Below are 25,953 nucleotides of genomic sequence, written 5' to 3' on the forward strand. Positions count from 1 at the left end.
CCTTCAGGCCTTTGTTCCAAAATGAACCCATGATTGGCGGGGCTTTCGGGCCAAATTATTTGGCAAAAATTTGGAAACGCGCCCGAGTGCACCCCTGTGCGCCCCAGCGCGCCCAAATGCCAGGGAAAATCAGGAAGCGTGCCAGAAAAGCAAGAAAGCCGCTGGAGGCCAGCGGCTTAAGTCGTTGCGGTGCAACGGAAATTGGTTGCGGGGCTAGGATTTGAACCTAGGACCTTCAGGTTATGAGCCGAAGGCGGCATACCTGATTACCAATCTCTTAGGCCGGGTCCGGCCCGATTTATTTGGCAATTGTTTGGTTCGACTCGAAAAGTGCGCCCCAGCGCACCCGAACGCACCCCAGTGCGCCCAACGAACCGAGTATGAGCCTTGAACTCAGAAAATCCAGCAAGTGGTGGTACGGCGTGTTCATGGAGAACGGCCAGAAGACCATCGTCAACCTGAAGGTCCCCATCGCCGGCAAGCGACCGCCGAAGCGCACGATGCAGGGGGACGACGAGTTCGAGCAATCCCGCGGCATGGCCCTGGCCGCCTACGACCTACTGGCCCGGAAGATGCGCGACGACCGCACCGGCGAGAAGACCCTCCAGAAACTGGCCGAGATGAAGACCGGCCGGGAGGTCACCTTCCCCAAGCTCGCCGAACTCGCCGACTGGTGGGCCAAGATCCCGCGTCGGAAGACCCCGGACGAACGGTACGCCCTCCAAGTCCGGCTCCGGTTGAAGCGGTTCGCCGAGTTCGTCGCCGAGCACCAGAAGGGCGCCACGGAGTTCATCGAGGTGAAGCCGGCCACAGCCCAGGCGTTCATGGATGCCGAGGCCGACCGGAACGTGTCGCCAAAGACGTGGAACGACACGCTCAAGCTCCTGCGGGCGACCTTCAAACACCTCCACCCCCAACTGGCGGACGGCAGCAATCCCTTCCACGGGCTCGTCACGAAGGCCTCCGAGACGGTCAACCGCGAGCCGTTCTCCGTCGAGGAACTGAAGGCCATCGTCGACACCTGCGCCGGGGACGACTTCATCCGGCCGATCATCGTCACCGGAATGTGTACGGCGATGCGCCGCGGCGACTGCTGCCTCCTGAAGTGGGCCGACGTGGACCTGAAGGCCGGCTTCCTCTCTGTCGAGACCGCCAAGACCGGCGAGCGCGTCGACATCCCCATCTTCCCGATGCTCGCGGAAGAACTGCACCGGGCGAAGGCCAAGGCCGGCAAATCGGAGTTCTGCTTCCCGGAAGCCGCCCAGATGTACCAGAACAACCCGGATGGCATCACGTGGCGGGTCAAGCAGGTGATCGCCCGGGCGCTGGAGTCGATGGCGAAGCCAGACGCCCCCGCGCTGCCGCCGCCCGCATCGGCAGAGGAGGTGCGGACCCGGGTCGACGCATACCTGACCAAGCTCGGCGAATCGAAGCGCGCCGTCAGGCTCCGCGCCGTGTTCGACGCGTACGCGGCCGGCGCCCCGCTGGGCGAGGTCATGGCAGCAACAGGGTTCAGTCGCGGCGCGGTCTCGAACTACCTGAACGAGCTCGAACGCGAGACCGGCACCTCGATCGTGCGAGGCAACCGGAGAGCGCCAAAGACCGATGCCCTGCAGGAGGAACGCGAAGTGGGCCTGCGGCGCGCCTCGCTGCACGACTTCCACAGCTTCCGAGTCACCTGGATCACGCTCGCCCTGGCCGCCGGGGTTCCCCTTGAGCTCGTGCAACGGGTCACCGGGCATCGGACCGTCGAAGTAGTGATGAAGCATTACTTCCGTCCCGGACGGGAGGACTTCCGCCAGGTCCTCGTCAAGGCGATGCCCAAAATGCTCGGTGTCGGAGAGCGCCACTCCGCGAAAGACGAAATGAGAGCGATCATCCAGCAAATGACCCCAAAGAATTGTCGGGACGCGAAATCCCGACTTCTCGAGCTGCTGGACACGATCTGACCCGACATTGACCACAGCCGGTTCCTCGATCCGAGGATCGCCGGCACCAGCGCGACCCTGTTCTCCTTGCTCATGCTTCGAGGGACGACCCATCCTCGGTCGATTCATGAACCTGGAGACGAAGTTCCGAGAACTCCTGCGCAACGGGACGCTCAGACGGCCCCCTGATGCCCTTCAAGGAATCAGCAAGGCCCGAATCACCGAAGTGCTCCAGCATCTCTCCCGCGGGTCGAGGGACCAGGTCGACGCGATTTTCGCGCTCCTTGACGACCAGAACCCAAGCCTGTTCTCCGGCGCCGCCGAAATCGGCCTCCGCTTTAATGCTGGCGCCTCCACCGCCCAGATTGCCTGCCACATGGGCGTACTCCAGCGCGGCGCGGGCAAGCTCGACCGAGAGGGCCGCGACTACTGGTTGAAGCCCCTTTGGGAAATCGCCGCCCTTGAGAAAGTGTACTTCGATCCGGAGCTGAGTTCGTTTCGCCTCGGCCACCCGGTGGCAAAGTCCCCGAACAGCGCCTACCGGGTCGTGGATTCGTTCGTCGCAGTCCTCACCGCATCGAGCGCCGAACTGCCTGCGAAACTCGCCATCTGGGGAGCCGACTCCGAGATTCAGGCGCGTCTTGCGGCTCAGGCTGCGGCAGCAAGAGCGACTCGCGAGGCGATTGGATCCCCTCACGACATCCTTATTCACGCCGCAATGGAACACTACGCGCCCCGGTTTCTTCCGGGGTTCCAAGTTCTCTACATCGACGCAGAAGACGGGATGCGAATCAAAGACGAGTATCGTTCGCCGCTGAAGGAGGCCGGAATCGAGATCCTGCTCGATGACGCGATGCCGGACGTCCTTTTATGGAATCCCCGCACGGACTGGCTTTGGGTAATCGAGGCGGTCACGAGCGACGGCGAGGTGGATTTCCACAAGGTGAATCGCCTACGCATGCTGGCAACACGCCACGGAAAAGCGGGCATCGGGTTTACTACCGCCTATCCCGACTGGAAAACGGCAGCATCCCGACAAGGAAAGCACAAGAATCTTCCACCGGGAACCCATCTCTGGATCTGCGAGGACGGCGCGAAGCAATTCAAGGTAGAGGGATAACTCAAGCCGCTTGCATTTTCAGAGATAGGGTACGAGCCAACGACTCGTCGATCTCGTCTTGGTCGGCGGCGCCTTCACTCACACTCGCCGCCAGTCTCCGCAACTCTGCTGCACTCGGATAACGCAGGCGGCGCAGGTCGCTGGCATTGACTTGCGTGTGTCCATTGAACTGGCGGAAGAGTCTATCCACGAGAGTGGAGTTAAGGAACAGCGCGAGCCCTGTCGCGAGCGCCTTCTCTAAGGGTCGCCCGTTCGTGTGGAAGTAATTCAGATGATTCTCGAACCCAACCCGATTGTACCGCGCTGGCGACGAAATCGGCTCGAACAAAGCAGCCACGATGCGCCTGCGCTCCTCCTTTGCGCTGAATCGCTTCACCAGGACGTAGACACCATTCGGCACGAGCAGGCCCTCGGTTCCGATTGAGGCAACGATCGCATTGGCTTTCTTCGATGCTGGGATTGGCCACACGACGCGACCGCTCTTCAAATGCCCTGGATAAAGCAAGGGGACAGTGTCCACGGAGGGCTCGGATCGGAGAAACTCTTTCGACCGAAAATCAACTACCCGTCCGGTTGAAACCTGTATTCCAAGATTCTCAAGGGAGGATGTCAGACAGTCGGCGGTCTTACTGACTTCCAAATCTTCGTTGCCGGCGGGGAGGTGTATGACTCGTTGTGGATCGCTCTCCGAAACAACCGTCCCCTGCCGCACTAAGTGTGTCTCGATTTCTGCTGCACTGCGCCAATTGCTGATTCGGAGCTCGCAATTCGGCGAGCCGCGAATCGCATGAAAGACAATGGTCTCTTGCAGCACCTGATCGTCGGCGAAAAGTTCATCGCGCTTCTCGAAGAGGGTTACGTGCCGGAGCGCCATGAAGGAGAGGAAGGCCTCCCGGAACGGCTGAAAGTACGGACCGTTACAGAAGCTCCTGGGAGTAATCGCGGCCATCTCGCCTCCTGCCGTCAAGAGGCGTGATGCCATCCAGACGAAGCCGGCGTACAGATTCGTGGTCTCCAACCCGGCGCGTCGGAGTATCCGCCGCGCATCTGAATTGGTCGCTATCTTGCCGTACGGTGGATTGATCGCGCAGTGGGTAAATCGCTCGCGCTTGCTGAAAAGTCCATCCGCGATTAGCGCGGCCTCTTGCAGAAAATCTCGCGCATGAATTTCGCACGTCGCACGAATGCCCATGCCTGAAGCCATTTCCAGGCAATCATCGAGAACGAGTTGAAGCCCGGGTAGGAACGCAGGTTCGATCTCCCATGCCTCTATATGCAGGGACTTCGGCTTGGACCTCAGGGACAGGAGGCGTTCCACAAATGCCGCCGACAGCGAGCCCAAACCGGCTCCGGCGTCCAAGAATCTGATGTGCTCGCCATACCCCTGAAACTGGCCTGCCAAGTAGCGACCGACGGAAGGAGGGGTAAGGAACTGCCCCAGCCTCGATCGAGAACCGCCGTCCAGACGCCCGCACACCTCCTCCCTTAGCCGATCTGCGAGGGCTAGTGCGTTGGGTTCCTTTGCGCTGCGGATGAGCATTTATCTAAGGTTACGGCGCGACATCCAGCGGTTCCAGTTGGAACCCCGGCGCGGATGATGCGCCGATCCGGTCACGGAGCACGCGCAATATCGCCGTGTCGGGAATGACGGGCGCCGGTACTGGGCCCGAACTCCCCCCCGGGCCACCGCGCACAATCGGCGTCTTGCTCCGCGAACGGTGGGCTCCGGGCGTCCCTTCACCGATCACGTCAACCTCCCCGTCACCTTTCGGCTGAAGCCTGCGTACGAGCTGGGCCCCTATCCTCCGTCGGAAGGGGCAGCGGCGTCGAACCAGCACCTGCAGCACTACGCACCAGACTCCGCCAGCCAGGCACCTGCATCACGCGCAACCCAAACATCCAAAATGCAAATTCAAGCAACCCAAACATCACAGTGCGCACGGAGCAACATTGTCGATGATTTGACGTCCTTTGGATCGCGGCATTATTTGTCCTCGTAGCAATCGAGATGCTTGACGTCCGCATTCCGAGATGCATACTGATCCCGTTCTTATGAGCCAAGACCCAACTTCGCCCGAGACTCCCACCGCGCCGAGCACCGATTCCGAGCTCGCAAAACCGCAGCGGCGCACCACGTTGACCAGAACCATTCCCACAGACCGGGTGACCTTCCCTCGCCAGTGCGAGATCATCCGGGCGCACGCCGCTGCATACGAAGCTGAGGGCGCGCCTGTGGTGGTCGAGGCTCTCACTAAGTTCGCCGACATGACCCCGGGCACGATCAGCATGGGGAATGCGTTCCTCCTGGATGTCGGGATTATTCGCAAGGAGGGACGGAAGTTCCTGCCCTCCGACGAATTGATGGCAATGCATCGGATGTACGGCATCGACGAGTCGCGGGCGTGGAGCAAACTCGCACCGTTGTTCGAGCGTTCGTGGTTTGGTCAGCGATTGATTCCTCTGCTGAAATTCAAGCCCATGACCGAGGACGAGGCTGTTCACGAGCTTGCCGAGGTCTCCACCGCTGAAGCCGGCCATCTTCCGCAGCTTCGGGTGATCGTCGAGTACCTGATCCTCGTAGGCCTCATCGTACGACAAGGCGGACAGTTGAAGCTGAAGAACCCAACCACCACGTCCGAGCCATCTCCCTCGATCCAGCAACCCCAAGGTGATGCCCCGAAAACCGGCAACGGCGAGCCTGCCGCCTTCGACAATCCGCCCGCCATCTTGCTCCTCGACCCGAAGGGAAAACGTCGAGTGTTGGTCCAAGCCCCGCCGACCGTGACCCAGAAGGAGTTGGACCGAATCAAGAACTGGCTCGCGGTTCAGCTGATCGTCGAGGAGGACGCACAAACCGACCTGCCCCGGTGAAGATTTTGGCCCCGCGAGGGGCCGAAACGGTTAGCCCCGGGGCGTTAGCGCGCACACCGGGGCAGAACCGAACTCGGGTGGAACGAGACCCCACTCCGAGCGAATAGAAGGTCCGCCGGTTGTCTTACACCGGTCTTCTCTTCGGATCAAGCAGCGTCTCCCTTGAAAGGCCAGTTCGATGATCATCGAGCATTGGTGCTGCCCCGGAGCGGGATGGCGTGAGGTGGAGATCACCTTGGTCATCTGTCCGATCTCGGGGCGGCAGGAAGTTCCTGAGCCGCAGCGGCGGTTCTGGATCCGCGGCTAACTGCCGTCGCTGAACACCAAGCCGCGGGGGCAAAAGCTCCCGCGGCTTCCCGGTGACCCGCGAGCGCCTACGCCCCAATTCGATGCACCCATCCGTCTGGCAGCGGGCCAACCCCGCATCCGTCATCTCGACAACCGAAGAAGAAGAAGACCATGAAAACCGTCAACCTCCGGCGATTCTCCGACCCCGACGCGCTCAAAGAGCTCGCTCCGCCACGGCTGCATGAACTGCTCGTCCCTCACCGCGGGTTCTTCGAAGGCAAGGGCCTCAACATCGGGCCTCTTGGTTCGTGCGCCGAGTTCGACTATCCGGCTCTCGCGACCCTTTTCGCATCTCCAGACGACATCCCGCCCGAGTTGGTGGAGAAGTTCGACATGATCCGACAGCTGGGCAGCCCAAACGGGCTCGACCACATTGTTGAGGGCCTGCGCGCCCGGAGCATCGTGATCGCATTCGATCCGGACTCGTCGCCAGCGGATGTCGCGGCGCAACTGCTTCTCCGTGATCGCAGGCTGTTCAACGAACTGCATGCCGAGCAGGCCGTCTCCAGGTTCCGCTCCTTCACCTATTTTGTCTCTCGCCAAAGGGTGCGGAGGGTTCAACCGCCGGAGGATCTGAGCCCACTTGAGGCAGAACTCAACGACTTCTACGAACAGCACCACCGGGGCAGGACGGCTCGCGTCTTCTACCGGGAGAAGGATGGCCACTTCTGGTATTACATTCGTCACGCGGAGCCCATGAAACGCGAGGGCTCCGTCGAACTCCGCGGCAACGCATCCGGCTGCACAATCTATCGGCCTGAACGCCATGATCTGGTCATCTACGACAGCGTGCGTTGCGAACTCGCCGTCCACGGGGACAGCCGCTACGAGCCCGAGCTGTTCCGACGCGCCTTCGGCCGGCACCTGTTCAATGACGCCGACTTCTTCCCGACGACCACGAAGAAGTACACCCTTGAACCTCTGAAGACGGCCCAACGGGCCGCGCTCGTCTCCGCGGGAATCCCGGGGATTGAGGCGATCACGCTGGTGGAGGTCGAACTCGCCACCCCCGGGGCGCTGTGGGTAAGGGAGCGGTATCAAGCGCAGGACGTCTTCGGCGTCTTTGAACGGCGAGGCTACTCGATTCCGATGACGCTGGAGGTCAGGAAGGCCAAGTTCCTCGTCCACTTCACTGACTCCAAAAGACCACGAACGCTGACCATCAGTCCATCGAACCACGCGCAGTTCGGGCGGGACGATGATGCAGTGGTCCTCGCGCCATGGCTCCAGCGTCAGGGCTTCGTTCACCCCGCCGAGCATTCTGAACCGAACTCCAATGGCACTCTGGAAAGCGCTTGAAGTCTTCGAGTTTCCATCCGCGCCGCTGATCGAGTGGCGACTTCATCTCGGCGCGGACGCGGACACCGTTGCCAACTACCTTCGCCCGTCCGCCCAACGCGTCGCGACGTGTCCCTGCGTTCATCCCGCGCCCTGCGGATGCCGTCATGAGCTTGTTCCGTTCGACGATGATCGCTTCGCGGCAATCTGCAGGTGTCCTGGATCAGCCTGCCCAACTTTCCAGGTCACCGCCGCTGACGGGCTGGTGTACGATCTCGATGTCGCAGGTCTCGCGGTCGCCATCGGCCGATCTCTCGGCTTTGCCCCTGTTGCTCCAAACGCAATCACGGGCACTCGATGTTCATTCGCCGCGGGCGCACTTCCAAGCGCAGGGCATCCAGCGGTCCTGACTGTCGCTGGCATGCCACCCAACTTCCTCAGAGAGTTCGCCACCCTTCGTTCAGTCCTACCCGGCCCATTTGTTCAGCTGACGCCAACTGCGTCGATTCTGAGTGCCGAGTCGCTCGGCCAAATGCAGCAGCACTCGGCACTGCATATCCCGTTGGACCGCCACGTCGCGACAAAGGCTGGTGGTGGATTTGAAGTGCGCGACACAGCCGATGCTTTGATACGGCGGTTCATCGGGAGCGCCGTGAAGATGATGCCCCATCAGCAGGTGTCCGCAGCCATCTCGGCTCGCCAGCCGCCGGAACGATTCGTCTTCCGCAGGTCCGGTCAGGTCTGGCGTGTTGTGTTCGCCGGGGGGCCGGAGTTTCACCTCGCTGACAACCTGGGAGCGCGCTATCTCGACCATCTGTTGCACCATGCCGGCGAAACCATCGGGGCACTTGACCTTGAAGTAGCGGTAACCCCTGAAAAGGCGACGTCGCGATCAGGCACTTCGATTCATCTCGCCGCGGACCCGGAGGCCAACCGCAACTACCTCCGGGATTTGGCCAGGTTGCGAGCGGATCGCGACCAAGCGAGAGACCAAGGTCGCCATGTCGAGGCGGACGAAATCGAAGCAGAAATCGGCCCGCTTGAGGCCGCCCTGAACAAAGGCGAAATTGCCACCGATACCGGAGAGCGAGCGCGAGGGAACGTCAGCAAGGCAATCAGGGCGGTCGAGCGTTCGCTCTTAAAAGGAGAGAGGCACGAGAGGGCGTTCGGCGAGCACCTCAAGCAGTGCGTGAGCAAGGGATATTCATTCCGGTACGCCCATCCGACCGGAGGTGTCTGGCACTAGAGTCGTAGCACAACGTTTGGGAAGCCCGGCTTCCCAATTGGGAAGCGTCATTTCCCGCCATTTAGGCAGATGCCTGGATGGCGGGTTTCGTTTTCGCCCCGCCAGAAGGCGCCGACGAAGAAGATGCAAACGACGCAGAACCAACAATCGCTAGCGATGCGCGAGGCGCGACGTCGCCTCCGCCTGACGCAGTTCGCGCTGGCGAAGCGGGTGGGATGCTCCGAATCCCAGATCACAAAGATCGAGACCGGCAGAGCCACCCCGGAGAAGTGGCTGAAGGAAGCAATTGCCCGGGAACTGGGCGTCGCCACGTGGGAGGTCGGCGTATGAAGCGGGCCGCTCAGAAGAAGCGCGCCGCGACTCCCGGCGACAAGGCGGCTCCGGTTCGCCCCCTCCGCGACGGTCGCTTCCACCAACTCCTGGACCTCGCCCGCGAGGGCGACCTCGGCGCCATCGCTGAACTCTGGAACCGCTACGAATACCGGTTCCCGGAGGACGAACCGTGATCGCCTTGGAGGACATCATGTCCGCGGCGATGACGGCACCGCCCGAGCGTCGTGAAGCGGCCCTTCGCATTCTCCGCGGCGAACTCCCGAAGGAGGAGCCGTACCTGACCCTCCGCGAGCTGTCCCGCCGCCTGGGCTTCGGCATCACCACCCTTCGCCGGTGGCGTGTTCCCGGCCACGGCGTCAGCGGTGCCAAGCGATACCGATTCGCCGAGGTGGAGGCCTACTTCGCCACCGAAGCCTTCCAGCGGCGGAAGGCGGCAGTACGGGCCGAACGCGCCCGCTCCCGCAAAGCCTGATTCCCCTTTGGCAGCAGTGACCGCCGGGCTCGCTGTCTCGCCATCCCAATCCCGCCCGGCACGTCAGCAGCAATCGCAAGACACCAACATGGAAACGCAGAAACGCAAAATCGACTGGAACATGACCCTCAAGAAGTTCGCCACCGGCGTATGGGGCTTCAGCACGTACATCGCGCTGCTTCTCTTCGCGGCGTGGTTCGCCATCGCCACCGGGGAAAAGAACGCCACCCAGATCGCGCTCGGCGCGGTCTTCTTCTCCACGTGGGTGAACTGGATGGCCTTCATGACCATCGAGCGCTCGTCCTCCAACCGCTGATCCCCAACCCCTGAAAGGAGAAGTCTGACTATGGCAGTCCTCACTCAACCCACCGACACATCCAACCCGTTCATCGAGGTCATCGGAAACGACCTCGCACCGGCGGGCACCTACATCGCAACCGTCCTCGACGTGCGCGACGAGTTTGGCGTCGTCCGAACGAAGTTCCAATCCACGGAGACCGAGAAGGTCGACTTGACCACGTTCTTGTTCGGCTTCCGCAGCCCGCAGGGACTGCCCCATCGCGTCGCCAGTCGGCGGATGAAAATCAGCGGCAACGAGAAGTCCGCGTTGTTCGCGTTCCTGAAGGCCCTGCTGGGAAAGGCCCCCGAGTACGGATGGGACTACTGCACGCTCAAGGGGGCGAAGTGCCTCCTGACCGTCGAGCATGTGAAGCGCAAGGACGGCGTCGGAGTGTTCGCCTCGATCGCTGCGTTGTCCCCGGTGCCGCAGGGGCTCGTGGCACCCGCTGCCCCCGCACCTGTCCCCGCTCCCGCGCCCGTGCAGCAGCCGCTCGCGCCGCCGCGCCCCGCACCGGCTCCTGCTCGGGTTCCCGCAGCGCCGAGCATCGAGACCTTCGTCGACGACGTGCCCTTCTGATCGGCGAACCAACCCCAACCCCGCGGGGAGGATCGGCCGCAGGTCCTCCCCGCACTTCCTCCCAATCTTACCATGGCAGTCTTGAGCAAGAACAAGGTCCCCGCCGGTCACTGGTACCGCGAGGACGGCACGCCGGTTCATCGTCTTCCGACTTCCGACGGTCGGGGCGAACGTCCGACCACAATCCGCGACGCCAAGCGCCTCGGGCTCTACCCGAGCGTCACCGGCATCCTCGGCATCCTGGCCAAGCCAGGTCTCGAAAAGTGGAAGCTCGACCAGGTCGCCCTCGCCACGCTCCGCACTCCGAAGGCGCAGGAAGAGTCCGAGGACTACTGGTGCAACCGGGTCCGCACTGTGGCCTTCGAGCAGGTCGAGCAAGCCGCTGACCTCGGCACGATGATTCACGGTGCGCTCGAAGCCGCGATGGCGGGCGAGCCCTACGCCGAGGACCTCCGCACGTACGTCGAGCCCGTGCTCGCGTGGAAGCAGCAGGTCGGAATCGAAATCGTCGACCGCGAGTCCCGTCTCGTGAACCGGCAGCACGGGTTCGCCGGTACCGCCGACGTGCTCTTCCGGTACGGCCGAAACGGCATCGGCATCCTCGACTACAAGACCCGCAAGACGAAGCCGGGCGAGGACGTTCAGGCCTACGACAACCAGGCCATGCAACTCGCCGCGTACGGCGCCACATACTGGGGCGAGGAACAGATTGGCCGCGTTCTCGCCGCCAACATCTTCATCTCGACGACCGAGCCCGGCCGCGTGGTCGTGGTGAAGCATCCCGATCCCACTCGCGACTGGCAGGCCTTCCGCATGGTCGCGGCCCTCTGGCGCTACAAGAATGGCTACGACCCTCGCAAGGCCGTCCTGGGATGATCGCGGAACCCGTCATCCTGACCCCGGCGATGTGGTTCGCGCAGCCGACCGGAGACCTGGTCGCCGTCGACTTCGAGACCTTCTACACATCGGCCTACTCGGTGAAGGAACTGGGCCACTGGGCCTACTGCCACGACCCGCGCTTCCACGCGTACCTCGTGGCAGTCACCGACGGCGAACGAACCTGCGTCTGCGCCCCACGACAGTTTCCGTGGGCGACCATCGCGGGCCGACGGTGGGTCAGCCACAACCGCGACTTCGACCGCGCCGTGTTCGAGCGGCTCCGCGAGTTGGGGGCGATTCCATCGGACGCCCGCGGTCCCGCCGAGTGGCACTGCTCCGCTGCCCTGTGTGCCTTCCTGCAACTTCCCCGCGACCTCGCGGGCGCGGTGAAGGCCGTCTTCGGCCAGACGCTCGACAAGGCGCCGAGGTCTCGGGCGAAGGGTTGGAACCCGATGGAGGACGGATTCCTCGCCGTCGAGATGCGCCGCTATGCCGGTCGAGACGCGTTGGCGTGCCTCGCCCTTTGGAACCACCTGGAGCGCCACTGGCCGACGCACGAGCGCCGCCTCTTCGAAATCACCTCCGAGATGGGCCGGCGCGGGCTTTGCGTCGACTGGGAGCACGTTCGGGCGAGTCGCCAAGGCCTCCAAGAGTTGGTCAGCGCGATGTCTGCGGGGCTGCCGTGGGATCGGGCGCTGTCGATCAAGTCGTTTCGCGCCGCCTGCCAACTGAAAGGCGTCGAGGCCCCGGCCAGCACCTCGGCCAAGGACCCGGGCTTCATCGAGTGGGCGGACGCGAACCCGGAATCGGTGGGCACGGGCTGGGCTCGGGACATGCAACGCATCCGGTCCGCGAACCGGACCGCCCGGGTGCTTGAAGCGATGGAAGCGCGGCGGATGCCTGGCGGCCGGATGGCCTACGAGTTGCGGTACTTCGGCGCGAGCACGGGCCGCTGGTCCGGTGGCGGCGGGCTGAATCTCCAGAACCTTAACCGGAAGACTGCCGAAGGCGTTGACCTCCGCCGCGCCATCGTAGCTCCACCAGGACGAGTGCTCGCCGTCGTCGATTACAGCCAGATCGAGAGCCGGGTCCTGCTCTACCTCGCCGGGGACACCGAGGCCCTGCGCCTCTTCCGCGAAAGCCCGGAGGCCGACGCCTACGAAATCCACGCCCGCCGGACGATGGGCTACGCCGAGCCCGAACCGCTGAAGGCCTACTGCGACCGGACCGGCTCCGGACTCCGACAACTCGCGAAGGCACGCGTGCTGGGCCTCGGCTTTGGCTGCGGGTGGCGGAAGTTCATCGAGGTGGCCCGGGTGATGGCGGGCCTCGAACTCTCGGACGCGGAGTCGAAGCGAATCGTGACCGAGTTCCGCGATTCCAACCCGCTGATCGTCGACCTCTGGGACCGGCTTCAAGCGGCGTGCGAAGCTCGCGACCGTCAGCACTACGCCCTGCCGCTGCCGGTCGCGCAACACGACCCCGCGTCGAAGCGGTTCCTGCTCTACCGCGACATCAGCGTCACCGAGGACGGTATCACCTGCACCGTGGGCGGTGAGCGTATCCGGGTCTACGGCGGTCTCCTGGCCGAGAACTGGACGCAGGCCACCGCCCGCGACGTTCTCGCCTTCGCGTGGCTCCGATGCGCCGACGCCGGCTTCCTGCCCGTCCTCAGCGTCCACGATGAACTCGTGTTCGAGCTGCCCGAGGCCTCCGCCCGCGAGGACCTCGAACGCATCACCCGGATCATGGAAACCCCGATGCCTTGGGCACCGCACCTCCCGCTGAAGGTCGACGGCAAGCTGACCCCTTTCTACGCCAAGTGACCCCGCCATGGCCCTCCTGCTTCCCATCTCAAATCGAACGGCCGAGCGCCTGAAGACCGTCCCGACCCCGGGCAACACGCACCGGTGGCTCGCCCAGGTCGCCAGCGGCCTGCGTCACGTCCTCGACGCCGACGCCTGTTTCGCCTTCCTGCGCCGGTGCTGCGACGAATTCGTGGACCACCGGAAGATTCCGGACCGCGAAATCGAGGCCGCGGTGGACCTCGCCTACTCCGGTCGCCCGGTCGCCAAGGTCAACTTCGGCCGGCAACCCGTCGACTGGCCCGAACTTAGTCAGGCGCTCATCGACCGGGTCCTGTTCGAGACCGCACCGGCCTTCGATGTCACCGGCGACACCGGCCTCGGCGCCGCCGACGTGCTGCCGCGTCTCTTCAAGCCGGGCGAACTCGTCTGCACCGGGCGCACCACCGAGAGGGCGCTCGTGCGACCGCTCAAAGACACCCTCGCCGACGCTGACTGGCTCCAGTTCATCGTGGTGAACCCGATGCGAGATCGGGAGGCCCCGAACTATCAGGGCAAGCTCGCCCCGCGCTGCCAGAACAACACCGGCCTGCGCCGGCATCTGGTCGCCGAGTTCGACAACCCGGCCCTGTCCAAGGAACAGCAGGCCCGACTGTCGACCAGGCTCGGGCAACTCGCGCCCCTCGTCCTGGTCGTCGATTCCGGCGGCAAGAGCCTGCACGCCTGGTTCCGGGTCGATCACCTGTCCCGCCAGGACCAAGTCCGCTTCTTCTGCGTCGCCTGCCTCCTGGGCGCCGACGCCACGCGCTGGGACGTCTGCGGCTGGCTCCGGATGCCTGGCGGCCTCCGCGTCGTCGACGGCGTCCCCGCCATCCGCCAGCGCATCCTTCACTTCGAACCCCAGGCTGCCCGTGTCTGAGTCCACCCCATTCAACGTCCTGCTGACCGATTTCCTCCCCGCCGCCCTCGTCGAGTCCGTCCACAAGGAGGCGGTCAAGGTCGAGAGCGTGCCTCCTGTCCGGCTGCTCGATGACCTTCGCGCCCCGGCCGCCGAAAACGATCCATCCGAACTCATCATGCACCGATTCCTCTACCGCGGCGGCGTCTGCCTCGTGCTCGGCCCCACCGGCATCGGCAAGTCGTCTTTTCTGATGCAACTCGGGATCCACTTCGCCGTCGGCAAACCGCTCTTCGGCATCACCCCCGGCGGGGCCTACCGCGAACGCGGGATGCGGGTCCTCCTGATCCAGGCTGAGAACGACGAGGGCGACCTCGCCGAAATGCGCGATGGCGTCCTCAGCGGCTGCAACCTGCCCGAAGTCGAAAAAGCGCAGGCCCAGAAACGATTCATGGTCTGCACGGTCAACGACCGCAGCGGCGACAAGTTCGCCCTCACTCTCGATGCGCTCCTGACCGAGTTCGGTCCCTTCGACCTCGTCATCATCGATCCGGCCTTCGCCTACCTCGGCGGCGATTCGAACAGCCAGAAGGATGTCAGCCACTTCATGCGCGAGCTGCTGAATCCGCTCCTGCAACGGCACCGGGTCGGCCTGATTCTCGCGCACCACACGAACAAGCCGCTCCGGGGAAAGGAGAAGGAGAACTGGGAGGCCGGGGACTACGCCTACCTCGGCGCCGGCTCCGCGGAGTGGATCAACCCGGCGAGAGCAGCCATCGCGCTTCGGTCGATCGGTTCGGACACCGTCTTCGAACTCAGGGCGCCCAAGCGCGGCAAACGACTCCGATGGCAGTCCGACGGCGTTCCCACGGTCACCCGTTTCATCGCCCACCACCGGGCGGTCGGCGTCATCTGCTGGCGCGAGGCGGAGAAGTCCGAGGTCGAGGAGGTGCTGGCCGGCAACCCCGGTGGCCGCCCGCGCAGCTGCGACTTGGTCGAGGTCCTTCACTGCATCGCAACGCACCCAGGTCGCCACCAGGGCTTCCTGAACGGCGTCGTCGCAAAGGCCCTCGACTGCTCCGAGCAGGCAGTCCAGCGGACCATCCAGGACGCCGTCGAGGCCGGCTTCGTGCGCTTCACCGAGAAGGGGCGGACCCGCCTCTACCACCTCACGGAAAAGGGCCAAACCAAGGCCGAGGAACGCCCCACCGCTCACGACTGGAAAAAGCCCTGAATCAAAACCCCTCTCATGCGATTCAATTATTGCCCAACTCTCTGCTGCCAAGCCCTTTCGACAAAATGCCGGACTGCCCATCAATCAACTCGATTCTCAATTGAATCGAATCACCGCCCCCCTAAAGGGGGGGGCGGACGATTCAATTCATTCAAGGGCGGCCATTCTGAGTTCAACGTCCTCGCTGGAGGTAGCCGGTGAAAGGCCTCTCCCCCACCCAGCGAACGCTTCGCGCTCTCCGCGAGCAAGGCCTCGTCTGCACCATCGTCGAGAAGTGGAATCCCTACGGCGGGCCTCACGGCATCCGGCAGGACCTCTTCGGAATCATCGACATCCTCGCCCTCGACCCTCGGCGCGGCGTCGTCGGCGTCCAGTCCACCGGCCAGGACTTCGCCGGCCACCTTCGCAAGCTGACCGAGGAGAAGGCCCAGGAGTGCCTCGACTGGCTGACCACGCCCGGCACCGCGCTCGAGTTGTGGGCGTGGCGGAAGGTGAAAGCCCAGCGCGGCGGCAAAGCGCTGATCTGGCAACCCCGAGTTCAGGTCCTGACTTCGAACGATTTCAAACCCCAACCCCAGGAGCAGCAGACGTGAAACCGGAGTTCCACGAAGGGTGGATTGCCAAGCATCGCGATCCGCTCGACGCCGCAGACCAGGACTTCGAGTGGAACGAAATCTTGGACCGCCTGGACGAGGACCTCGAAGCGGGCAAGACGGACAAGACCGTTGCCGAAGCGGTGAAGCGGCTGATCCAGCTGCTCGTCCCGAACTACACGAATCGTCGCGTCTGGCCCAAATCGCTCGGCGTTCGACTCCTCGCCCTCGCGTGGGTTCTCGACCCCGGCTACTTCCCCGGCAGCCCTTCACTTCGCGAACTCGCCCGCCGCGCGAAGGTGACCCCGGCCAAGCTCGCCAAGCACGCAGGCCGCTACAGCCGCCTCCTGCGCTGGCGTCACCGTGGCCAGCGTCACGCCTGGAACTGGCGCAAAGGACAACGTTCCGCACGTGGGTAGAACGATGCACTGCGACCCAACGCTCCAACCGCGCACAGCCAGCCTGCGCAGCCGGTGCCTCAGCCTGCGAGAGGCCGCCGTTGACGCCGACCCAAAGGACAACGTTCCCGCTTCCCTGAAAACGCACGAGAACCGGCTTCTCGCAGGCGAGACGGGGTGCCTCGGCCCCGGGCCGGTGGGGGGAAGGAATCTTTTGCCGGCCCCCGGTGGGGTGGAGGTGTGGCGTCAGCCCCGACAACGCGCATGAACGACCGAAAACCAAAAAAACGCGCCGCGGTTCCAAGCCCGGCCCCGGAACCCTCCGCCAATCCGCCCGCCGGCCCAGCGGTCAACTGCGCCTTCGACGAGCTGGTGCCGCTGGAAAAGCTGGTGCCGAACCCACGCAACCCAAACCAGCACCCGCAGAGCCAGGTCGCCCTTCTGGCCAAGGTCATCGGGCATCAGGGCTGGCGCTCGCCGGTGGTCGTCTCGACCCGGTCCGGGTTCATCGTCGCAGGCCACGGTCGCTACGAAGCGGCCAAGGCACTCGGACTATCGGTGGTGCCCGTCGACTACCAGGACTTCGCAACCGAGGCCGACGAGTGGGCGCACCTGATCGCCGACAACCGGCTGGCTGAACTCGCGGAGGCCGATGACGCCGCGCTTCGCTCGCTGCTCGGCGAACTGAAGGCGACCGATCTCGACATGGACCTGTCCGGGTTCGACGCGACGGCGCTGCAAGGCCTCCTGTCCGGCGCGGCAGAGCCCGAGGCCCCGGCCGACTTCCCCGCGGTCGACGAGAACGTGCCGACCGAGTTCCAGTGTCCGAGGTGTGCCTTCAAGTGGTCGGGCAAGCCGTCGTGAAGATCGAGAAGCCACCCTACCGCGTTCCGAGCATGGCGGAGATCGCCGCCGTGCCGCGGAACGGTTTCACCGCCATCTCGACCTTCAGCGGGTGCGGCGGTTCGTGCCTCGGGTACCGGATGGCCGGCTTCCGTCTCGTGTGGGCGAGCGAGTTCATCCCGGCCGCCGCCGAGGTATACCGGGCCAACCACCCCGACACGATCCTCGACACTCGCGACATCCGGGAGGTGAAGCCCAGCGACATCCTTGAAGCGGCAGGGCTCAAGGCGGGCGAACTTGATCTCATGGATGGCTCGCCGCCGTGCGCCTCGTTCTCTACAGCGGGCAAGCGCGAGAAGCACTGGGGCAAGGCGAAGAAGTACTCCGACACCGTCCAGCGCACGGACGACCTCTTCTTCGAGTTCATCCGGCTCCTGGATGGGCTGAAGCCCCGGGTGTTCGTGGCGGAGAACGTCAGCGGTCTCGTGAAAGGCGTGGCCAAGGGCTACTTCCTCGAAATCCTCGCCAAGCTGAAGGCCTGCGGCTACCGAGTCGGGGTCAAGGTCCTCGACGCGCAATGGCTCGGCGTCCCGCAGGCGCGGCAACGAACCATCTTCATCGGCGTGCGCGAGGACCTCGGGAAACCGCCCGTCTTCCCGAAGCCGCTGCCCTACCGCTACACGCTCCGCGACGCGTTGCCGTGGATCGTGCGCGGCAAATACGGTCCGACGTGGAAGCCGGCGGACGCGCCGTCGCCGACCGTCAGCGCGCACGGGTCGTACAACCCGGTGACGAGCCATCAGGGTCTCGAACTGGTCGAGGCGCGGATCACCGGCGGCACCGGCGCGGCGTTCGATCAAAAGGGCCAGGCGTTCGACCCTGACCGTCCGTGCCCGACGGTGCTGGGCACCAAACCGAACCAGTTCGCGGTCGAGGGCCTCGACATGTCCCGCTTCGCCATCGGCAAGGAGTGGGATCGGCTCAAGCCCGGCGAATCGTCCGACCGCTACTTCAACCTCGTGCGACCGCATCCGGACGCACCGTGCCCGACCATCTGCGCCAGTCACGGGCATCCGGGAATTGCGAGCGTCACGCACCCGACCGAGAAGCGGAAGCTGGCCATCGCCGAGTTGAAGCGCATCTGCGCCTTCCCTGACGACTTTGTCCTGACCGGCAGCTACGGCCAGCAGTGGGAGCGTCTCGGTCGCGCCGTGCCCCCCGTCATGATGGCAGCCATCGGAAGGACCATTCGGGATGAAATCCTCGCTTGAGATCCCCCAGCACTGGACGTTCCGCAGCCGTGCCGTCGCGAAGCACTTCGACCAGCACGTGCGCGAGCAGCTTCCGTGGTATGACGTTGCCACAAACGCCGTCGCCCACTTCGGCCGCCACTACATCCCGAACGGAGGTCGGGTGTACGACATCGGGGCCTCGACCGGGAACATCGGTAACGCCCTCCGGGAGACGCTCGCCCAGCGGAAGGCGAAGTTCACCGCGATCGAGGAAAGCCAGGAGATGGCCGACAAGTACGCAGGCCCGCCTCAACTCATCGTCGCCGACGCCGTCAGCTTCGCCTACGAGCCATTCGACTTCGCGGTGGCCTTCCTGGTCTTCATGTTCCTGCCCGTCGCCACCCGCGGCTCGTTCCTGCGCCGGTTGCAGGGCCTGACCAAGCCCGGCGGCGCCCTCGTCATCCTCGACAAGATCCAGATGCCACCCGGGTACGTGGGGACCGCGTTCAGCCGGCTCACGCTCCAGCAAAAGCTCGCGGTGGGCGCGGAACCGGGCGCGATCCTCCAGAAGGAACTTTCCCTCGCCGGGTATCAGCGACCCTTCGACACTCGGCTCCTGCCGAAGACGGCGCGGGTGTTCTTCCAGGTCGGCGAGTTCGTCGGCTGGATCATCGAGGCACCGGAGGCCTGATCCATGGCCGACCCCGGGACAATCGACACGGCTCAACTGATCCGGCTGTCGGGACTGACCGACCGGCGTCTGCGCGAACTCGCTCGTGAAGGCTGGCTCCCAGCGCCCCACAACGGCCGGTATCAGCTCGTGGCCGCTATCCAAGGCCTGCTGCGCTACTACCGTGAGCGGGACGAGAAGCGCACCGTTCAGGAATCCTACGACAGCATCACGTCCTGCGCGGCCGCGACCGGCATTCCCTCGACTTCGATCAAGCACGCCAAGCGGTCGGGGTGCGGGGCGTTTCGCGGGAGCCGGGTCTACCTCGCCCCGCTGATCCGTTGGCTGTTCGAGACGCCGAACCGGTCGCCGGTGAACTACGAGCAGGAGAAGGCGCAACACGTCGTCCTGCAGAACGCCAAGCTGAAGGTCCAACTCCGGGAACTGAAGCGGCAGCTGATCCCGGTCGAGGAAGTCTCCCACCTGGGCGCCGAACTCGGCTCCGCGATCCGCAAGGTGCTGACCCGTCTGCATCGCATCGCGCCCTCCCTCGTCGGGCATCCGGTCGAAGTCGTCGAGGCTCGGCTCAAGGAGGAAGAGGACGAGGTCCTAAAGCAGTTGCATACCATCGACGAACGGCTCGGCCAGTGGCAGCGCTCCTCTTCGGACTGACCACGGTCGACTCTGGCCGCTGCCCGGGCGCGCCCTTTACGAGGCTCGTTCGTATGGACGCTGCTTCGATCCCTGAAACCATCCGCACTATCATCGCCCAGTCGGGAGGCCTCGGCCTCCGCGGGGCCTTCACCTACATCGGCGCGCAGGACTTCCGCTACAAGTGCGCCCGAGCCGAGGGCGAATACCGTTCCGGCTTCCGGTCCCGGCTCACCTCGGAGGGCGGTCCGCCCCGTGTCGAGTTCGATGTTGGAATGATGGCGCGGGTGAACGGGAAGCCCGGCCGGGCGTGGACCCTCCTCATCGTCTACGAGCCCGACGACACTTACACCGTCTGGCTCGTGGAGGGGCATGCACGGCGGAAAGCCGAATCGATGGTGCTGGCCTGCGTCCTCGGCGTGTACTGCGACACGCTGCAATCGGTCATCGAGGAGGCCTACGACCGCGCCATCGCCGAGCACAATGGCGGCTTCATCCCCTTGGGCTGACCATGAGCGAAACACCTCCCCGTCGTCGGCGCTCGAAGGACAACCACGAGTTCGGTGTCGTCCGCCTTCGTGAGCTCCCGGTGCCCATCGCCTGCTGCGACAGCCCCGAGCGCATCTACGACTACTGGATGGCGAACATCGCCACGGCATCGTGGTACAGCCAGGAGGTCGAGTGCCTTTGCGTGATCCACCTGAACACACGACGGCGCGCCACCGGCTTCCACCTCGCCGGCATCGGCACGCTCGATACCGTGCTCATGTCTCCGCGTGAGGTGTTCCGGACCGCGATCCTGAGAAACGCCGCGGCCATCGTGGTGGCCCATTCGCACCCTTCAGGGGACGCGAGGCCCAGCGAATCCGACATCCGAGCGACTCGCGAACTCGTTCAGGCGGGCCGCATCATCCGCATCGAAGTCCTCGATCATGTTGTGATCGGACAGTCCGGTCCCGATCACCCGCGCCCGTGGGCGTCGTTGCGCGAGCTCGGCCTGTTCTACTGAACCGGGGTCCACGGTTTGTTCGGAGAACCCTTGGACACTCTGACGGCCTCACCGTAGCGAGACTCACGTTCGGAGCGGACCAACCAAACCCCCGCGCCGACCCAAGATCAACATGAAGAAGACGACCGAAACCACCAAGGACCAGACCTCGAAGACCACCACCGCGACTGCCACCGAGCCGAAGGCCGCGAAAGCAAAGAAGGCGACCCCGGCCCCCGCGACCGAGCAGCCGGTGGCCCAGCCCGCCGCCGCCGCCCCGGCGAAGGTCGAGAAGCCCGCGAAGGCTGCCAAGGCGTCGAAGTCCGACTCCGACGGGGAAGCGACCGACCGGCTCCCGACCACGCTCGACGAGCTCAAGGAGACCAAGGGCGGCTTCGTCGCCTTCCACTTCCTGACCGGCAAGGACAAGGACGCCATCGCCAAGGACCTCGCCGCCGCCTTCAAGCTCGCTGAGCCGCAGGCCGCCAAGATCGTGCGCCGGATCACCGGCCGCGTCCGCCTCTACGCCCGGGTGTTCGAACTGGTCCCGGCGAAGAAGTAACCGACGCGCACCGCGCCACGACGCCCCTCTGACGAACCAGAGGGGCTTTTTCGTGTCCAAACGCGCCCGCGAGACCGCCGCGAGACCGCGCGAGGACCGGCCGAGGCGCTGTTTGGACGGTCCGGCAGGTAGGTCGACCGGGGTTTCGCTGGATCAGGCCAGCGAGGCGCAAAGGACAACGTTCCCGCCTGATGTGTGGGACCGTCCAGACACCCCCTGATCGAAGGCTTCTGCAGCGCATGCAAACCAGCCGACCGCCGGCCTCCTTGGCAGTGGTGCGAGGAACACGTCCGGGTCGACGAGACATCCCCGCTGCCGGGCCGCTGGCGATCCGATGCGTCCCCGTGGGTCCGGCCGGTGATGGACGACTTCGCCAACAACGCTATCCGGGACATCGCCGTCCAGTGCGCGGCCCAGAGCGCCAAGACCCAGACCGTCATGAACTGCGCCTGCTGGGCCATCGCGGAGGACCCCGGCCCCGCGATGTGGGTGACGGCGACCAAGGATGAGCTGCGAGACTTCCTCCGCGACCGGCTGACACCGACCTTCGAAGACTGCCCCCCGGTGAAGGCGCGCATGGCCGAGCCCACGTTGACCGGCTTCGCCTTCGACGGCATGCCATTCTACGCGGGCTGGTCGGGCTCAAAGGCCCGGCTCCAGTCGAAGCCCATCCGCTGGCTCTTCTGCGACGAGGTCCGCAACTACGCACCCGGCCGGCTGGAAATGGTCCTGAAGCGCACCCGATCCTTCTGGAACTCCCGCCGGTTCCTGATTTCGACTCCTGGCACCAAGGGCGACGCCATGGACACCGCGTTTCGCGCCGGTGACCAGCGTGTCTGGCACTTCGAGTGCCCTGCCTGCCACCACCTACAGCCCCTGAAGTTCGAGCAGCTCAAGTGGGATTCCGACGACACCACGAAGCCCGAGGGCAAGTGGCGCTTCGACGCCCTCGCCGAGACGGTCCGCTTCGAGTGCGCGGGCTGCGGACACCGGATCAAGGACACGCCCGTGGACCGCCGATGGATCGAAAGCCACGGGCAGTTCATCCCGCAGAACGCCAACGCCCCGAGGTCACGGGTGAGTTACACGTGGAACGCGCTCCTGCCGCACTGGATCGAGTGGCGGTCCATCGTCGAAGAGTTCCTCGCCGCCGTAGATGCCATGCGGATCGAGGGCGACATCGAACCGATGTTCACGTTCGTCACCGAGACGTTGGGCGAACCGTGGGACCTCGACCGTTGGCTGGTCACCACCGACGACTACCTCCAGCAGCGCAAGGCCGACTACGATTTCGGCGACCCTTGGCCGCTGGAAAAAGCCCGCTTCATCGCGGCCGACCGGCAGGCCCGAGGCGGCGAGCACTACTTCTGGGTGGCACGGGCCTTTGGCGCCGGCGGGGCCAGCCGGCTCCTCGGTTACGGCCGGTGCAGCAACACGACCGAACTCGAAGAAATCCGTCGGCAACTGAACGTGCCGGTGGTCAACGCCATGATCGACACCGGCTTCAAGGCGTCCGAGGTCTACCGCTTCTGCATGGCCACCGGCTGGAAGGCGATGAAGGGCGACGACGCCGAGTGGTTCCTCAGCCAGGACCCGCGAACAGGCAAAACCTTCCGTCGCGTTTGGCGTCGCATCCTGGTCGACCCGACTCTCGGGGCACGCAGGGCGCGAGTCCGGCGGCACCTGCCACTCTTCCAGTGGTCGAACCCGAGCCTGAAGGATCACCTTGCCCTGTTCACTCATGGAGTAGTCGGCCAGTGGTCCATTCCCCGCAAGACGGGCCGGGATTACGTCGACCAGATGACGGCAGAGGTTCGCGAGGAACGGGAGGATTCGCGTGGTCGGATCAAGGTGCTCTGGGTTCAGAAGCGGCGGGACAACCACTACTTGGACTGCGAACTGATGATCGACGCCGCCGCGGTGATTTCAGGCGGCCTGAAGGTGGGCACGATCCCCGATTCCGAGACCGCAAAGGACAACGTTCCCGCTGGGGCGTGACTGCTCGTCCACGCCTTGAAGTCCGGATGCTCGTCCGGGCGCTCAAACTCCAACTTGCGACCGAGGGAACCTTGGTCGCCGCCCTGAACGCGCTCGTGACCCAGAAGTGGGCCGCGAACGTGGTCAACGGCCAGACCGTCCTGTCGACCTCCGAGGCCGGCGGGTCGGTGACGTTCACCTTCGAACGCGCTTACACGCCCAGCGAACTCGCCGTGATGGCGGAGGAAGCCCTCGAATGGGTGAACACCCTCGCCGATCCGGAGAACCCGCCGCTGGACGTCGCCCGGTACAATCGCCTCCACCCCACCTTCCACAAAGCCGTCCTGTGATAACCCTCTTCCGCCGCCTCTTCCCGTCCGCCTCGAACCCGGCCAAGGGAACCTCGAACGTTCGCCCGCCCCAACCCGCGGCAGGCCCCGCACCCACGGTGACGCCTGTCCGGCACTACTTCGAGGCGCTGAACACCGTCGACCACCGGACGCCGATCCCAGCCACCGGGCTTTACGTCCACCGGCTGCTGTCGAAGTTCAACCGGCTTCAACTGGCCTCGGTCGCCCGCTACCTCTGGGACAACGTCGGGTTGGTGTTCTACGCCACGGACCTGGTCGCCAACTACTCCACCCCGATGGTCCCCCGAGCGGCGACCTTGGACCGGAAGTGGAACGAGGCCGCCAACAGCTTCTTCGACGAGTGGGCCGAGCGCGCCGATTTCACAGGCCGGTTCGATTTCTGGGACCTGCAACGGCTGGGGTCCTTCTACCTGGACACCGACGGCGAGGTGTTCGCCCTCTGGACGGACGAGGCCGGCTTCCCGCAGGTCCAGCTCCTGGAATCGTGGCGGATCGACAAGCCGACGGTCGCGGATGACCGCATCTTCGACGGCGTCCAAATCGACACGCAGGGCCGGGTCCTCGGGTACTGGCTCGACGGCAAGACCCTGCTCGATGCCAACGCCCTCGTTCATCTCTTCGACCTGGAGCGGTACACCCAGTACCGGGGGATGAGCCCGATTCGCCGTGGGGCGAACGACATGCGGGACGGGAACGACATCAAGGGATTCCAGAAGGTCCTGTCGAAGCTCTCCACGGTCCTGACCCTCGCCATTCAGGGGGCGCCCCTCGAAGAGAACCCGTGGGGCTCGCCCCCGGAACCGGCAGGCGAAGGCTCGACCGAGGAGGAGTCGGCACCGGAGTCGAACGCCAAACAGCGCAGCTTCACCGTCGCCGACCTCGTCGCCGGCGACATCCCCACCGTCCCGGAAGGTCACGAACTGAAACAGGTCAACACTCCCAGCGCGCCGGCCAACAACATCGAGGTCATCAGCTACCTCGCCGGGTGCTTCGTCGCCGGTATGGGCCTCCCGCCCGCCTTCTTCCTCGACGAGAAGCTGACCGGCCCGAACCAGAGGGCGGTGAATGGCAAGGCCCAGCGGAAGTTCGACCGCCGCAAGCAGGTCGCCGCCCGGCTGGGGCGCTCGGCCTGGCAACGGGTCATCGCCAGCGGGATCGCATCCGGCGCACTGCCGGCCACCGACGGCTGGGCGCGGTGCGACTTCATCGGCCCGTCCAAGATCACCATCGATGCCGGCCGCGAGATGGCGCAGGAGCGCGAGGACGTGGCCCGCGGGCTCATGACGCGGCGGGATCACTACGGCAACCGGGGCCGGTCGTGGCGACGCGAGACCGACCAGCTCTTCGAGGAGATCGACTACATCCTCGACCGGGCCAAGACCGTCGCGGGCGAGCACGGCATCCCGGTGGAAACGGTCATGGCGAGCTTCGGTCTTGCCACCCCGAAAGGCGGCGGTGGGCCGTCCCCCGACAACGCAAAGGACAACGTTCCGGCATCGGGTAATGAGCAGAGTTCTGACAATGCTGGCGGCGCAGGTGCCGATGCTTGAGGCCCGTGCCGGGCAGGCCCTCTTCACCCGCATCCTCGGTCCCGCCGCCGCGGAGCCCGACTCCTGGCGCAAAGTCCGGCAGAACTTCGCCCCGCGGACCACGATCGAGGACGGGGTCGGCGTCCTCGAAATCAACGGGGTGCTGGCCTACCGGCCCGACCTTGGGGAGCTGATCTTCGACGGCTTCGAGGATAGCGCGGAGGTCCTGGCATCGTTTCATCGGCTCGAAGCCGATCCCGAAGCCAAGGCCATCGTCCTGAACATCAATTCCCCCGGCGGCTTTTCCGTCGGCGGGGCCGAGATCGCCGATGCCGTTCGTGGTTCCGCCAAGCCCGCCGTGACCTGGGTGGGCGGGATGATGTGCAGCCTCGCCTACTGGATCGGCTCGCAGGCGAAGGCCGTCATCTCGGGTCGCAGCGCGATGGTGGGGAGCATCGGGGCCTATGTGTCCGTGGTGGACTACCACCGGATGCTGGCCAATGCCGGCATCGAGGTCCGGGTGTTCACGAACAAGGAAGGCGCCTTCAAAGCGGCGGGCATGCCGGGGACCGAAATCACGTCCGATCACGCGTCAGAATTCACCCGCCAGGCGCAGCGCACTTTCGACCTCTTCCGGGCCGATGTGCTGCGCGCAAAGGACAACGTTCCCGCTACGGCGATGCAAGGTCAGGTCTTCGATGGGGCGGAAGCCAAGCGCAACGGGCTTGTCGATGCGTTGGGAGACCTGAATTACGCCAAGTCGGTGGCCCGTCGTTTGGCACGCAAAGGACAACGTTCCGCCTGAAGAAAA

Annotated in this window: 28 protein-coding genes; 27 read left to right on the top strand and 1 reads right to left on the bottom strand. The window is 64.8% G+C overall.

The annotated features are described in order from the left end of the window. The first annotated feature begins 380 nt into the window (after nt 1-380). Both KF833_02370 and KF833_02375 read left to right on the top strand, forming a co-directional pair. Nucleotides 381-1,949, top strand: a complete 1,569-nt coding sequence (locus KF833_02370) for a tyrosine-type recombinase/integrase (GenBank protein ID MBX3744130.1) — start codon at nt 381-383, stop codon at nt 1,947-1,949. Nucleotides 1,950-2,055: 106 nt separating this feature from the next. Continuing rightward, the gene (locus KF833_02375) at nt 2,056-3,048 is read left to right on the top strand and encodes a hypothetical protein (GenBank protein MBX3744131.1); all 993 of its coding nucleotides are present in this window, start codon (nt 2,056-2,058) and stop codon (nt 3,046-3,048) included. 1 nt (nt 3,049) lies between these two features. On the opposite strand, the gene KF833_02380 is transcribed toward KF833_02375, so the two are convergent. Further along, entirely contained in the window at nt 3,050-4,588 is a 1,539-nt protein-coding gene (locus KF833_02380) for an Eco57I restriction-modification methylase domain-containing protein (protein MBX3744132.1), read from the bottom strand. Nucleotides 4,589-5,100: 512 nt separating this feature from the next. On the opposite strand from KF833_02380, the gene KF833_02385 reads away from it, so the two are divergent. The 25 genes from KF833_02385 (at nt 5,101) to KF833_02505 (ending at nt 25,947) form a co-directional block, all read left to right on the top strand. Then, entirely contained in the window at nt 5,101-5,919 is an 819-nt protein-coding gene (locus KF833_02385) for a hypothetical protein (GenBank protein ID MBX3744133.1), read from the top strand. 459 nt (nt 5,920-6,378) lie between these two features. Continuing rightward, nucleotides 6,379-7,566: a hypothetical protein gene (locus tag KF833_02390; protein ID MBX3744134.1), complete on the top strand. Its 1,188-nt coding sequence runs from the start codon at nt 6,379-6,381 to the stop codon at nt 7,564-7,566. Next, nucleotides 7,544-8,791, top strand: a complete 1,248-nt coding sequence (locus tag KF833_02395) for a hypothetical protein (protein ID MBX3744135.1) — start codon at nt 7,544-7,546, stop codon at nt 8,789-8,791. The genes KF833_02390 and KF833_02395 overlap by 23 nt, the downstream gene beginning before the upstream one ends. Before the next feature lie 156 nt (nt 8,792-8,947). Next, nucleotides 8,948-9,121 (top strand): helix-turn-helix transcriptional regulator, encoded by a 174-nt coding sequence (locus KF833_02400; protein ID MBX3744136.1) that lies wholly within the window; start codon nt 8,948-8,950, stop codon nt 9,119-9,121. Then, a complete protein-coding gene (locus tag KF833_02405; GenBank protein ID MBX3744137.1) occupies nt 9,118-9,297 on the top strand; it encodes a hypothetical protein in 180 nt (59 codons plus the stop codon). Before KF833_02400 ends, KF833_02405 begins: the two co-directional genes overlap by 4 nt. Continuing rightward, nucleotides 9,294-9,596 carry a hypothetical protein gene (locus KF833_02410; protein ID MBX3744138.1) on the top strand — a complete coding sequence of 101 codons (303 nt, stop codon included), beginning with the start codon at nt 9,294-9,296 and terminating at the stop codon, nt 9,594-9,596. The genes KF833_02405 and KF833_02410 overlap by 4 nt, the downstream gene beginning before the upstream one ends. Before the next feature lie 88 nt (nt 9,597-9,684). After that, nucleotides 9,685-9,912, top strand: coding sequence for a hypothetical protein (locus KF833_02415; protein MBX3744139.1), 228 nt, complete (start codon nt 9,685-9,687; stop codon nt 9,910-9,912). Between the two features lie 30 nt (nt 9,913-9,942). Beyond that, nucleotides 9,943-10,512: a hypothetical protein gene (locus KF833_02420; GenBank protein ID MBX3744140.1), complete on the top strand. Its 570-nt coding sequence runs from the start codon at nt 9,943-9,945 to the stop codon at nt 10,510-10,512. Between the two features lie 81 nt (nt 10,513-10,593). Further along, on the top strand, nt 10,594-11,388 hold the full coding sequence (locus tag KF833_02425; GenBank protein ID MBX3744141.1) for a hypothetical protein: 795 nt from the start codon (nt 10,594-10,596) through the stop codon (nt 11,386-11,388). Then, nucleotides 11,385-13,217: a hypothetical protein gene (locus KF833_02430; protein MBX3744142.1), complete on the top strand. Its 1,833-nt coding sequence runs from the start codon at nt 11,385-11,387 to the stop codon at nt 13,215-13,217. The genes KF833_02425 and KF833_02430 overlap by 4 nt, the downstream gene beginning before the upstream one ends. A 7-nt stretch (nt 13,218-13,224) precedes the next feature. Beyond that, nucleotides 13,225-14,115 (top strand): hypothetical protein, encoded by an 891-nt coding sequence (locus tag KF833_02435; protein ID MBX3744143.1) that lies wholly within the window; start codon nt 13,225-13,227, stop codon nt 14,113-14,115. Next, complete coding sequence (locus KF833_02440) at nt 14,108-15,328, top strand: AAA family ATPase (protein MBX3744144.1); 1,221 nt, start codon at nt 14,108-14,110, stop codon at nt 15,326-15,328. The genes KF833_02435 and KF833_02440 overlap by 8 nt, the downstream gene beginning before the upstream one ends. A 197-nt stretch (nt 15,329-15,525) precedes the next feature. Continuing rightward, nucleotides 15,526-15,921 carry a hypothetical protein gene (locus tag KF833_02445; GenBank protein MBX3744145.1) on the top strand — a complete coding sequence of 132 codons (396 nt, stop codon included), beginning with the start codon at nt 15,526-15,528 and terminating at the stop codon, nt 15,919-15,921. Continuing rightward, complete coding sequence (locus tag KF833_02450; protein ID MBX3744146.1) at nt 15,918-16,340, top strand: hypothetical protein; 423 nt, start codon at nt 15,918-15,920, stop codon at nt 16,338-16,340. Before KF833_02445 ends, KF833_02450 begins: the two co-directional genes overlap by 4 nt. Before the next feature lie 243 nt (nt 16,341-16,583). Further along, nucleotides 16,584-17,183, top strand: coding sequence for a ParB N-terminal domain-containing protein (locus tag KF833_02455; GenBank protein ID MBX3744147.1), 600 nt, complete (start codon nt 16,584-16,586; stop codon nt 17,181-17,183). 32 nt (nt 17,184-17,215) lie between these two features. Continuing rightward, nucleotides 17,216-18,433 (top strand): DNA cytosine methyltransferase, encoded by a 1,218-nt coding sequence (locus tag KF833_02460; GenBank protein MBX3744148.1) that lies wholly within the window; start codon nt 17,216-17,218, stop codon nt 18,431-18,433. Then, on the top strand, nt 18,417-19,085 hold the full coding sequence (locus KF833_02465) for a methyltransferase domain-containing protein (protein ID MBX3744149.1): 669 nt from the start codon (nt 18,417-18,419) through the stop codon (nt 19,083-19,085). Before KF833_02460 ends, KF833_02465 begins: the two co-directional genes overlap by 17 nt. A gap of 3 nt (nt 19,086-19,088) precedes the next feature. Continuing rightward, a complete protein-coding gene (locus KF833_02470; GenBank protein MBX3744150.1) occupies nt 19,089-19,736 on the top strand; it encodes a hypothetical protein in 648 nt (215 codons plus the stop codon). 53 nt (nt 19,737-19,789) lie between these two features. Further along, the gene (locus KF833_02475; protein ID MBX3744151.1) at nt 19,790-20,224 is read left to right on the top strand and encodes a hypothetical protein; all 435 of its coding nucleotides are present in this window, start codon (nt 19,790-19,792) and stop codon (nt 20,222-20,224) included. A gap of 2 nt (nt 20,225-20,226) precedes the next feature. Further along, nucleotides 20,227-20,724, top strand: a complete 498-nt coding sequence (locus KF833_02480) for a JAB domain-containing protein (protein MBX3744152.1) — start codon at nt 20,227-20,229, stop codon at nt 20,722-20,724. A 112-nt stretch (nt 20,725-20,836) separates the two neighbouring features. After that, on the top strand, nt 20,837-21,265 hold the full coding sequence (locus KF833_02485; protein MBX3744153.1) for a hypothetical protein: 429 nt from the start codon (nt 20,837-20,839) through the stop codon (nt 21,263-21,265). A gap of 195 nt (nt 21,266-21,460) precedes the next feature. Further along, complete coding sequence (locus KF833_02490; protein ID MBX3744154.1) at nt 21,461-23,263, top strand: phage terminase large subunit family protein; 1,803 nt, start codon at nt 21,461-21,463, stop codon at nt 23,261-23,263. Beyond that, nucleotides 23,260-23,592: a hypothetical protein gene (locus KF833_02495; protein MBX3744155.1), complete on the top strand. Its 333-nt coding sequence runs from the start codon at nt 23,260-23,262 to the stop codon at nt 23,590-23,592. The genes KF833_02490 and KF833_02495 overlap by 4 nt, the downstream gene beginning before the upstream one ends. Continuing rightward, a complete protein-coding gene (locus KF833_02500; protein ID MBX3744156.1) occupies nt 23,589-25,163 on the top strand; it encodes a phage portal protein in 1,575 nt (524 codons plus the stop codon). Before KF833_02495 ends, KF833_02500 begins: the two co-directional genes overlap by 4 nt. Beyond that, the gene (locus tag KF833_02505; GenBank protein MBX3744157.1) at nt 25,117-25,947 is read left to right on the top strand and encodes a S49 family peptidase; all 831 of its coding nucleotides are present in this window, start codon (nt 25,117-25,119) and stop codon (nt 25,945-25,947) included. Before KF833_02500 ends, KF833_02505 begins: the two co-directional genes overlap by 47 nt. Nucleotides 25,948-25,953: the final 6 nt, after the last annotated feature.

It is taken from the genome of Verrucomicrobiia bacterium (genome assembly GCA_019634625.1).
Taxonomy (GTDB): Bacteria; Verrucomicrobiota; Verrucomicrobiia; order Limisphaerales; family CAIMTB01; genus CAIMTB01.

What these genes read in the sequence shown, in the direction of transcription:
- KF833_02370 (MBX3744130.1), top strand. Translation starts at nt 381, where the DNA reads ATGAGCCTTGAACTCAGAAAATCCAGCAAGTGGTGGTACGGCGTGTTC.
- KF833_02375 (MBX3744131.1), top strand. Translation starts at nt 2,056, where the DNA reads ATGAACCTGGAGACGAAGTTCCGAGAACTCCTGCGCAACGGGACGCTC.
- KF833_02380 (MBX3744132.1), bottom strand. Translation starts at nt 4,588, where the DNA reads ATGCTCATCCGCAGCGCAAAGGAACCCAACGCACTAGCCCTCGCAGAT.
- KF833_02385 (MBX3744133.1), top strand. Translation starts at nt 5,101, where the DNA reads ATGAGCCAAGACCCAACTTCGCCCGAGACTCCCACCGCGCCGAGCACC.
- KF833_02390 (MBX3744134.1), top strand. Translation starts at nt 6,379, where the DNA reads ATGAAAACCGTCAACCTCCGGCGATTCTCCGACCCCGACGCGCTCAAA.
- KF833_02395 (MBX3744135.1), top strand. Translation starts at nt 7,544, where the DNA reads ATGGCACTCTGGAAAGCGCTTGAAGTCTTCGAGTTTCCATCCGCGCCG.
- KF833_02400 (MBX3744136.1), top strand. Translation starts at nt 8,948, where the DNA reads ATGCGCGAGGCGCGACGTCGCCTCCGCCTGACGCAGTTCGCGCTGGCG.
- KF833_02405 (MBX3744137.1), top strand. Translation starts at nt 9,118, where the DNA reads ATGAAGCGGGCCGCTCAGAAGAAGCGCGCCGCGACTCCCGGCGACAAG.
- KF833_02415 (MBX3744139.1), top strand. Translation starts at nt 9,685, where the DNA reads ATGGAAACGCAGAAACGCAAAATCGACTGGAACATGACCCTCAAGAAG.
- KF833_02420 (MBX3744140.1), top strand. Translation starts at nt 9,943, where the DNA reads ATGGCAGTCCTCACTCAACCCACCGACACATCCAACCCGTTCATCGAG.
- KF833_02430 (MBX3744142.1), top strand. Translation starts at nt 11,385, where the DNA reads ATGATCGCGGAACCCGTCATCCTGACCCCGGCGATGTGGTTCGCGCAG.
- KF833_02435 (MBX3744143.1), top strand. Translation starts at nt 13,225, where the DNA reads ATGGCCCTCCTGCTTCCCATCTCAAATCGAACGGCCGAGCGCCTGAAG.
- KF833_02455 (MBX3744147.1), top strand. Translation starts at nt 16,584, where the DNA reads ATGAACGACCGAAAACCAAAAAAACGCGCCGCGGTTCCAAGCCCGGCC.
- KF833_02460 (MBX3744148.1), top strand. Translation starts at nt 17,216, where the DNA reads ATGGCGGAGATCGCCGCCGTGCCGCGGAACGGTTTCACCGCCATCTCG.
- KF833_02465 (MBX3744149.1), top strand. Translation starts at nt 18,417, where the DNA reads ATGAAATCCTCGCTTGAGATCCCCCAGCACTGGACGTTCCGCAGCCGT.
- KF833_02470 (MBX3744150.1), top strand. Translation starts at nt 19,089, where the DNA reads ATGGCCGACCCCGGGACAATCGACACGGCTCAACTGATCCGGCTGTCG.
- KF833_02475 (MBX3744151.1), top strand. Translation starts at nt 19,790, where the DNA reads ATGGACGCTGCTTCGATCCCTGAAACCATCCGCACTATCATCGCCCAG.
- KF833_02480 (MBX3744152.1), top strand. Translation starts at nt 20,227, where the DNA reads ATGAGCGAAACACCTCCCCGTCGTCGGCGCTCGAAGGACAACCACGAG.
- KF833_02485 (MBX3744153.1), top strand. Translation starts at nt 20,837, where the DNA reads ATGAAGAAGACGACCGAAACCACCAAGGACCAGACCTCGAAGACCACC.
- KF833_02505 (MBX3744157.1), top strand. Translation starts at nt 25,117, where the DNA reads ATGAGCAGAGTTCTGACAATGCTGGCGGCGCAGGTGCCGATGCTTGAG.